Raw genomic sequence first — 1,505 nt, 5'->3', positions numbered from 1 at the left:
GACTTCTGCGCATTTAAGGGGACTTAAATGCGACCACAATCTGAAATCCTCACCTTGTCACAGATGCAGAAATGCACCTGCGATTTTATGCATTCTGCGGTTTCCGTTAAGGAGGCCGTATGAGTATCAAATTCTACCTACGCGACGAGCAGGTTCGCCGCAACCTCATCGACTACATCAACAAGCAGCCTGTAAACGCAGATTTCCCGCTCGTGGTGAGTTTTGCCGACCCTAAGCGCACCCTTCCCCAGAATTCACTGTTCCACGCGCTTTGCGGCGACCTGGCAAAGCATCGCATTCAGTGGGCTGGCTCCGCTTGGTCGCTTCCGTCGTGGAAATCAATTCTGGTTTCCGGTCACTCCATTGCCACTGGCGGGCAGGGGAAGGTTATTGCCGGGCTTGAGGGGGAGTTGGTGGCAATTCGCGAAAGCACCTCATCGATGGGGGTCAAGCGGATGAACAGCCTGATTGAGTACACCCAGGCTTTCGCCGTCAGCCAGAACATCCAACTTCGCGATGTCCGTTATCGTGGAGATTATTTTGGGAGGCTTGCATGAATAATCCTCTCGCACGCGTCATCAAAAACGAAATCTTCCTCGTTCCGACTCGCCGTCAGCGTAAGCCAGCGCTTAAACCTTCCGACATCCCGACACTGAAGGGGTACACCGCCCGCCTGGTGGATCAGAAATGGCTGCGTCTCGCGGCGAGGAGGGCACATGGCTAAGTTACCGCGCCGCAAGTGCGCCCATAAAGCTTGTCGCCAGTGGTTCCATCCGGTCCGCGACGGGCAGGTAGTTTGCTCATTCGAGTGCGCCAGCGCAATCGGCAAAGAACAGACCGCAAAAGCCCGTGAAGCTGCTAAGCAGAAGGAGGCGCAGCGTCAGCGCACCGAAGAAAAGGCAGGTCGCCAGCGCCGTAAGGCGCGATTGGCAGAGCTCAGACCTAACGGTTACTACAAGGCGCAGGCTCAGCAGGCTTTCAACGCCTTTATTCGCGCGCGTGATGCCGATTTACCATGCATCAGCTGCGGTGAGACTAATCCTCCCGATCTGCACGGCGGCCAGTGGGACTGCGGCCACTTCAAGACGGTCGGTGCTAACCCTGAGCTGCGATTTGAAGAACGCAACGCGCATAAGCAGTGTAAATCGTGTAATGCCGGAGCGGGCAAATACACCGCCAAAGAGGCGACGGTCGCGCAGCAATACGAAGCTGGCCTGGTCGCTCGTTACGGGCAGGATTACGTCGACTGGCTCAATGGTCCCCACGAAATGACCAACTACCGCCGTGAAGACTTCATCCGGATCCGGGATGAGTACCGCGCCAAGCTCAAGGCACTGAAACAGCGGGAGGCAGCATGAACTATACCGACTTCCTCCGGTACCAGGCCGAAAGCGTTAAGCGTGCCAGTCTGCCGCCAATAGCAAAGCACAGCCAGACAAAAAACAACCAGCCACAGAAGGAAGCCGCATGAACAGTCAGCAACTGGAATACGTACGTCAGCAGCT

4 protein-coding genes are annotated in these 1,505 nt (G+C 56.2%); all 4 read left to right on the top strand.

The window, feature by feature from the left end:
* Positions 1–119: 119 nt before the first annotated feature.
* From ACOTX4_RS25880 to ACOTX4_RS25865, 4 genes are read left to right on the top strand one after another with little or no spacing between them, the layout of a single operon-like run.
* Complete coding sequence (locus ACOTX4_RS25880) at positions 120–557, top strand: recombination protein NinB (RefSeq protein WP_063938119.1); 438 nt, start codon at positions 120–122, stop codon at positions 555–557.
* Complete coding sequence (locus ACOTX4_RS25875) at positions 554–724, top strand: NinE family protein (RefSeq protein WP_063938117.1); 171 nt, start codon at positions 554–556, stop codon at positions 722–724. Before ACOTX4_RS25880 ends, ACOTX4_RS25875 begins: the two co-directional genes overlap by 4 nt.
* A complete protein-coding gene (locus ACOTX4_RS25870) occupies positions 717–1,358 on the top strand; it encodes a recombination protein NinG (RefSeq protein WP_063938115.1) in 642 nt (213 codons plus the stop codon). Before ACOTX4_RS25875 ends, ACOTX4_RS25870 begins: the two co-directional genes overlap by 8 nt.
* On the top strand, positions 1,355–1,471 hold the full coding sequence (locus ACOTX4_RS25865; RefSeq protein ID WP_113771609.1) for a hypothetical protein: 117 nt from the start codon (positions 1,355–1,357) through the stop codon (positions 1,469–1,471). The genes ACOTX4_RS25870 and ACOTX4_RS25865 overlap by 4 nt, the downstream gene beginning before the upstream one ends.
* Positions 1,472–1,505 lie beyond the last annotated feature (34 nt).

It is taken from the genome of Enterobacter cloacae complex sp. IR5459 (assembly GCF_049238005.1).
Classification (GTDB): Bacteria; Pseudomonadota; Gammaproteobacteria; order Enterobacterales; family Enterobacteriaceae; genus Enterobacter; species Enterobacter hormaechei_C.
The sequence above is the reverse complement of the archived record's forward strand: the minus strand, read 5'-3'. Positions and strand labels throughout refer to the sequence as shown.